Origin of the sequence: Neobacillus sp. YX16, from assembly GCF_030123505.1 — a bacterium.
In the GTDB taxonomy this organism is placed as follows: Bacteria; Bacillota; Bacilli; order Bacillales; family Cytobacillaceae; genus Neobacillus.
The window spans coordinates 1-7,500 of the sequence record NZ_CP126115.1 but is presented as its reverse complement, the minus strand read 5'-3'; the positions used below and the strand labels follow the sequence as shown (position 1 = coordinate 7,500).

The following is a 7,500-nucleotide window of genomic DNA, read 5'->3' as shown; positions in this document are numbered from 1 at the left end:
TTTGCAGAGATGTTTGTTTATATAGATTATTTAAGAGGACATTCGCATTTGCATCTTTACGAACCTCAATAACAATCCGCATTCCATTACGATCGGATTCATCCCGTAAATCTGTAATGCCTTCTATTTTTTTATCGCGATGTAATTCCGCAATTCTTTCAACTAATTTTGCCTTATTTACTTGATATGGCAACTCATTAACAATGATAACTTCTTTGCCATTTGATTTTTGTTCAATTTCTACTTTCCCGCGAATAGTTATTGATCCTCTGCCTGTTTCGTATGCTTTACGAATACCACTCCTGCCAATGATGATTCCTCCTGTTGGAAAATCCGGACCAGGAATGATTTCCATTAACTCTTGAATTGATATTTCTGGATCAGTGGAAATGGCTAATACGCCGTCAATAACCTCACCAAGCTGGTGTGGTGGAATATTAGTAGCCATACCAACAGCAATACCCATAGATCCATTGACTAATAGGTTAGGGAATCTAGCTGGTAAAACAGAAGGCTCTCTTTCCTCACCATCATAGTTATCTTGAAAATCAATTGTATCTTTGTTTAAATCTCTTAATAATTCCATTGAAATTTTAGACATTCTAGACTCTGTATAACGCATCGCTGCAGCAGAGTCACCATCCACTGAACCAAAGTTACCATGACCGTCCACAAGCATATAACGATAGTTAAAATCTTGTGCCATCCGTACCATCGTTTCATAAACGGCGGAATCTCCATGGGGGTGATATTTACCGATTACATCCCCTACAATACGAGCTGATTTTTTATATGGTTTATCAGCATGTATTCCCAGGTCATGCATTGCGTATAAAATACGGCGATGAACTGGCTTTAAACCATCTCGAACATCTGGAAGGGCACGAGAAACAATAACACTCATTGCATAGTCTAGAAATGATGTTTTCATTTCATGACTGATATTAATATCTTTTATTTGAGAATTTGGTGTTTCTGCCATTGTAGTACCTCCTATTTTGGTGACATCTTGCCTTTTAATAGTCATCGTAGTTCCTAGATAAACGAAAAAAGGAGGATAGTGGTCACCCCTCTATCCTTTTCTATATACGCTTTTCTTTAAATATCTAAGTTCTTCACGTATTGTGCATTTGCTTCAATAAAGTTACGACGAGGCTCTACTTTGTCACCCATTAACATTTCAAATGTCTCATCTGCTTCAATCGCATCTTCTAGACTTACTTGAAGCATGGTTCTATTAGAAGGATCCATTGTCGTTTCCCATAATTGTTCAGGATTCATTTCTCCTAAACCTTTGTAACGTTGGATGTTAGGCTTCGGCTGGCTTGGAAGCTCGGCGAATATTTTCTCAAGCTCTTTGTCATCATAAGCATACCGAATCTTTTTTCCTTGCTGCACTTTATATAAAGGCGGCTGTGCGATATATACATAACCAGCTTCTAAAATTTTTCGAATATAACGGTAAAAGAAAGTTAACAATAGTGTTCGAATATGAGCACCATCAACATCCGCATCCGTCATAATGACGATTTTATGATATCTCGCTTTCGCAATATCAAAATCTTCTCCAATACCCGTTCCGATTGCCGTTATCATGGAACGAACCTCATTATTAGAAAGGATCCTGTCTAAACGTGCCTTCTCAACATTAAGGATTTTTCCTCTCAATGGCAGAATCGCTTGGAAATGACGATCACGGCCTTGTTTTGCTGAACCACCTGCCGAGTCACCCTCTACAATGTACAATTCGCTAATAGATGGATCCTTTGAAGAACAGTCAGCTAATTTCCCAGGTAAACTAGAAACTTCTAAAGCACTCTTACGGCGCGTCAGTTCCCTTGCCTTCTTAGCAGCCAGTCTTGCTCTCGCAGCCATAAGTCCCTTTTCAACAATCTTTCTAGCTACTTGAGGATTTTCTAATAAAAACTTATCAAAATGATTTGAAAACAATGAATCAGTTATTGTTCTTACTTCAGAGTTTCCAAGCTTCGTTTTTGTTTGGCCTTCGAATTGCGGGTCTGGATGTTTGATTGAGACAATTGCTGTTAATCCTTCACGCACATCATCACCAGATAAATTCGTGTCATTCTCTTTAATCAAACCACTTTTTCTTGCATAATCATTAATAACTCGGGTTAATCCTGTTTTAAATCCAGATTCATGTGTTCCGCCTTCATAGGTATGGATGTTATTCGCAAAGGAGTAAATGCTATCGGTATATCCCTCATTGTATTGAAGTGCTACTTCAACGCTAATACCATCGCGTTCTCCCTCAAGAAAAATTGGTTCTTCATGAATAACTTCCTTCGTGCGGTTTAAATGCTCTACATAGGATTTGATTCCGCCTTCGTAGTAGTATTCATTCTGTTTATTTTCCACACGGTTATCTTTAATCGTAATTTTAAGTCCACGATTTAAGAATGCCAGTTCACGCAGACGGGTTGCTAGAATATCATACTCATATTCCAATGTTTCAGTAAAGATTTCTCCATCTGGTTTAAAGTGGACAATCGTACCGGTTTTGTCGGTAGTTCCAATGATCTCTAATTCTTTAGATACAGCACCACGTTCGAATTTAATGCAGTAAATATTACCATCACGATGTACATGGACCTCTAGGTTGGTGGAGAGGGCATTAACAACTGAAGCACCTACACCATGCAGACCTCCAGAAACCTTATATCCGCCGCCGCCAAATTTCCCTCCGGCATGAAGAACAGTCATTATGACTTCAACTGCTGGTCTGCCCATTTTTTCTTGAATTCCAACGGGAACACCACGCCCGTTATCTATAACGGTTATACTGTTATCTTCTTCAATAATTACATTGATTTCATCACAATAACCAGCCAAAGCCTCATCAATACTGTTATCTACAATTTCCCAAACAAGATGATGGAGACCTTTTCCACTCGTTGAACCAATGTACATACCAGGTCTTTTTCTAACAGCCTCTAGACCTTCGAGAACTTGTATCTGATCCGCACCATATTCTTGTTCTTCGACTATTTTTTGTTCCATTGTCATATCGTTCACCCCGCACTTTCATTCAAAAAAATACTCTATTCACCTAAAATGAAAAATAATAATTTCAATATTCCTGCATTTCCTTTTGATTTGAACGTTTTTTTAATGTTCCGGAAGAAATAGGGGATAAATAAACCTTGTCATATGTAATTACGACCGATTTAAAGGGGTTTTTTGAAAGGTTAACGAGCTTTTCCTTATGCTGTTTTAAGAATTCCTCAAGTAAATTTGATGAATTCACGCACCCTTTATCAAGAATGGCGATAATATCCTTCGCCCTGATATTTAAATCTTCCCCAACATGTATATACACACTTCCACCTCAATTAACTTTATTGATAAAACCAGACTCTACTTCAAAAGTCGAAGCCTCTTTTAATGTTTGATGATGGATGCCGTCAACGCTAGTTGTTGTTACAAATGTTTGGACTTTCCCTTGTATGGTATTAAGCAAGTGTGACTGACGATAGTCATCTAATTCAGATAAGACATCATCTAGGAGTAAGATTGGATATTCGCGAATTTCTGAATGAATTAACTCAATTTCGGCAAGTTTAACAGAAAGCGCGGTTGTTCTTTGCTGGCCCTGTGAGCCAAACGTTGAGACATCTCTCTCATTGACAAAAAACAACAAATCATCACGATGAGGTCCAAATAGGGTTGTTCCTCGTTCTATTTCCCTTGTTCTGACTTTGCTGAATTTTTCCTCGAAGCATGCTTTCATTTTCGACAAATCTTGGTCTTCTAATACATCCACTGATGGTTTATAGACAATTTCCAATGATTCGAGTCCTCGAGAAATGCCTTTATGAATAGGTTTAGCCCAATTTTCAAGCAAATGAAGAAATTCAAATCTTTTTAGTACAATTCTCACAGCCATATCAATAAACTGCTCCGTAAGAATTTCGAGCATGGTTTGGTCTGTCTGCTTTTTTATTTGCAGCATCTTCAAAAAATGATTACGTTGCTGAAGTATTTTTTGGTACTGACTCATATCATGTAAATAAATGGGCGAAACCTGCCCAATTTCCATATCAATAAACCGCCTTCTTATTTGAGGGCTGCCTTTAACTAAATTTAAATCTTCCGGTGCAAACATGACTACATTCATGTTCCCGACATATTGACTTAATTTCCGCTGTTCCATATGATTGCATCTAGCTTTTTTGCCTTTTTTAGAAATAATTAATTGCAAAGGCAAAGAACTGTATTGTTTTTGGACCCTACCCTCTATTTTAGCATACTCCTGATCCCAGCGAATAAGATCTTTATCATTTGATGTCCGGTGGGATTTAGCCATTGCTAAAACATAGATAGATTCCATCACATTTGTTTTACCCTGAGCATTTTCCCCAAGGATCACATTTACTTTATTTTCAAATTCAACTGATAGGCTCTCATAATTCCGATAATTTCTTAGCGCTAATTGTTCAATATACATGAAAACGACACAACCTTTAGTTACTCGGTTATCAAAAATTCTCCGTGACCAGGAATTCTCACTTTATCTCCTACTCGAAGCTTTCTACCTCTTCTTTGATCTTGTTCTCCATTAATAAAAATATCGTTTTCACCTAAAAACCATTTTGCCATACCACCAGATTGGATGACTTCAGCTAATTTAAGAAATTGTCCTAACGTAATAAACTCTGTATTTAGCTTTATTTCTTCGGGCAATGTTAATCACTCATTTCTAAAATGGTCTCAATACTTTATTTTACTAAAAAAAGATAAATAAAGAAAGTCACCAAAATCATGGTGACTATTTGTAAAATTTATCCTAGTAAGTTCTAACTGGCAAAATCAACTGTAGTGTTGTCTCATCATGTAACGGTTTAATAACAAATGGCCGCATTGCACCAGTAAAACTCACTCTTATATCTGTACCTTCTAGTGCCTTTAAGGCATCCATCATATATTTAGCACTAAAGGATATCTTTAATTCTTCTCCATCAATTGATTGACTTTGTATTTCCTCGACAACTTTACCTACTTCAGGTGTGTTAGAAGAAATTTCAATTACACCGCTATCAATTGTTGAAAGTTTGACTACATTGTTTCTACCTTCACGCGCTAATAGGGAAGCACGATCGATAGCATGAAGGAATTCCTTAGTATTAACAATGATTTCTGTTTTACTTTCATTTGGAATCAGTCTAGAAGTATCAGGATAATTCCCTTCAAGCAGCCTTGAGAAAAATAACAGATGCTTCGCTTTAAACAATATTTGATTTTCGGTTATTACGATATCAATTAGTTCGTTCGAGTCATCAATGATTTTACTCAATTCATTCAAACTCTTCCCCGGAATCACGACATTGTAGCTTTCATTATTTTCCGTTTCAACCTTTGCTTTTCTTAAAGCCAGGCGGTGGCTATCTGTTGCAATACAGTTTAATTCGCCATTTTCAATCTTCCAGTTTACACCTGTCAAGATGGGACGTGTTTCTGAGGTGGACACTGCGAAAAAGGTTTGACGAATCATCATTTTTAACAAATCAGTTGGAATATGAAATTTATTATTTTCTTCAATTTGCGGCAGGTGCGGATATTCCTCTGCATCAAGCCCGTTCAAGTTAAATTCTGATTTACCAGAACGAATAACAGTCTGTAATGACCCAAGTACTTCAATTTCAACACTATCAGTCGGTAATTTCTTCACAATCTCACTAAAGAATTTTGCTTGAAGGACAATGGAACCACTTTGTTTAATCTCAACGATTTCGTTTCCAGATTCCTCATTTGGAATAAATGACTCAATTGAAATATCTGAATCACTTCCTGTTAGGGTGACTCCTTCGCTGCTAGCTGTAATTTTAATTCCTGTCAGAATTGGAATTGTTGTTCTTGATGTAACAGCCTTCATTACATCTTGGACACTTTGAACAAGACGGTCCCTTTGGATGATAAATCTCATATCAAAATCCTCCCAGCAATTTTTAATTTTTAAGTACGAATAAATCGATTTTCTGTAACATATAATAATAAGTTTTTTAAAAGAAAAAATAGTAGAAGTACTAGTAGGGCCTGTTAGTATGTGGATAACTCGCTTTTTGCAATGGAAACACAGTCTATCAACATGTGGACAGACTGTGTGTAAACTAGGACAAGTTATTCACAATTTCATTAAACTTTCAACAGTTCATTTAATTCTTTCATCTGCTTTTGCAGCTGAAGGTCAGATTGCAATAGCCTGGATATCTTTTCATGAGCATGGATGACAGTAGTATGATCACGTCCTCCAAACTCTTCGCCTATCTTTGGCAGAGAATAATCGGTTAATTCTCGTGATAAATACATAGCAATTTGTCTAGGAAAAGCTACAGATTTTGTCCGTTTTTTAGCTTTAAAATCTTCAAGCTTAACACTGTAGTGTTCACCGACTGTTCTTTGGATTTCATGAATGGTGATTACCCTTGGCTTTGAGCTTGGAATGATATCTTTTAAAGCCTCGGAGGCTAAATCTGCATTAATATCTTTATTGATTAAGGAAGAATACGCAACTACACGGATTAATGCGCCCTCTAGCTCTCTGATATTTGTATCGATTTGATTTGCTATATAGAGCATAACTTCGTTTGGAATGTCTAAGCCTTCTGCCTTCGCCTTTTTTCTGAGGATGGCAATTCTTGTTTCTAAATCTGGTGGAGTAATATCCGTAATTAATCCCCATTCAAAGCGTGACCGAAGGCGATCCTCTAGTGTCGGGATTTCCCTTGGCGGACGATCACTTGAGATGACTATTTGCTTGCTTTCTTCATGAAGTGTATTAAAAGTATGGAAAAATTCCTCTTGTGTTGATTCTTTTCCTGCTAAAAATTGAATATCATCAATTAAAAGCACATCCACATTTCGATATTTATTGCGGAATTCTACTGCCTTATTATCACGAATTGAATTAATAAATTCATTCGTGAATTTTTCTGAAGATAAATAAACCACTTTAGCGTTTGGTTTATGCTCTAAAACATAATGGCCAATCGCATGCATTAAGTGTGTTTTTCCTAATCCAACGCCCCCATAAATGAATAAGGGATTATACGCTTTTGCTGGTGCTTCAGCTACAGCAAGGGATGCAGCGTGAGCAAACCTGTTGCCAGAACCAATGACAAACGTATCAAACAAGTATTTAGGATTTAATATATTTTGAGGAAAATCATGTTGATCTTCCTCTCTTTTTGCCTTTTTAGCTGGCAATAACAAGTCTGGGTCTTCCTCTTTTTGATTTTGCGGAATAATGAACTTAACAGATAGCTCTTCGCCAGTAATCTCGTACAGAATACCAGCAATTAACTGGGAATAACGCTCCTCGAGCCAATCACGTGCAAATTCATTTGGAGCAGTGATCACAAGTAGATCGCCTTGAAGGGAATGGGCCTTTGTGGACTTCAGCCAGGTGTCATAACTAGGTTTGCTAATCTTTTTCTCAATATTGGCTAGAGCAGCATTCCAAAGATCCGCAATATTCTCCAA

At 37.1% G+C, this 7,500-nt stretch carries 7 protein-coding genes (1 of these 7 only partly in view); all 7 read right to left on the bottom strand.

The genetic code is table 11. The features are described from left to right. Positions 1–982, bottom strand: partial view of a DNA gyrase subunit A gene (gene gyrA, locus QNH48_RS00035; protein ID WP_283953314.1) — the 5' end (the start) only. It extends 1,595 nt beyond the left edge of the window; 982 of the gene's 2,577 nt are visible here — the first part of the coding sequence; it begins with the start codon at positions 980–982; its stop codon lies beyond the left edge, outside the window. A 116-nt stretch (positions 983–1,098) separates the two neighbouring features. Next, positions 1,099–3,021, bottom strand: a complete 1,923-nt coding sequence (gene gyrB / locus QNH48_RS00030) for a DNA topoisomerase (ATP-hydrolyzing) subunit B (protein WP_283955925.1) — start codon at positions 3,019–3,021, stop codon at positions 1,099–1,101. A gap of 70 nt (positions 3,022–3,091) precedes the next feature. Continuing rightward, a complete protein-coding gene (gene remB / locus QNH48_RS00025) occupies positions 3,092–3,340 on the bottom strand; it encodes an extracellular matrix regulator RemB (RefSeq protein ID WP_095247367.1) in 249 nt (82 codons plus the stop codon). A gap of 9 nt (positions 3,341–3,349) precedes the next feature. After that, entirely contained in the window at positions 3,350–4,468 is a 1,119-nt protein-coding gene (gene recF / locus QNH48_RS00020) for a DNA replication/repair protein RecF (protein ID WP_095247368.1), read from the bottom strand. Between the two features lie 20 nt (positions 4,469–4,488). Next, on the bottom strand, positions 4,489–4,704 hold the full coding sequence (gene yaaA / locus QNH48_RS00015; RefSeq protein ID WP_095247369.1) for a S4 domain-containing protein YaaA: 216 nt from the start codon (positions 4,702–4,704) through the stop codon (positions 4,489–4,491). 103 nt (positions 4,705–4,807) lie between these two features. Next, complete coding sequence (gene dnaN, locus QNH48_RS00010) at positions 4,808–5,944, bottom strand: DNA polymerase III subunit beta (RefSeq protein WP_283953313.1); 1,137 nt, start codon at positions 5,942–5,944, stop codon at positions 4,808–4,810. Between the two features lie 209 nt (positions 5,945–6,153). Continuing rightward, a complete protein-coding gene (gene dnaA / locus QNH48_RS00005; RefSeq protein ID WP_283953312.1) occupies positions 6,154–7,500 on the bottom strand; it encodes a chromosomal replication initiator protein DnaA in 1,347 nt (448 codons plus the stop codon).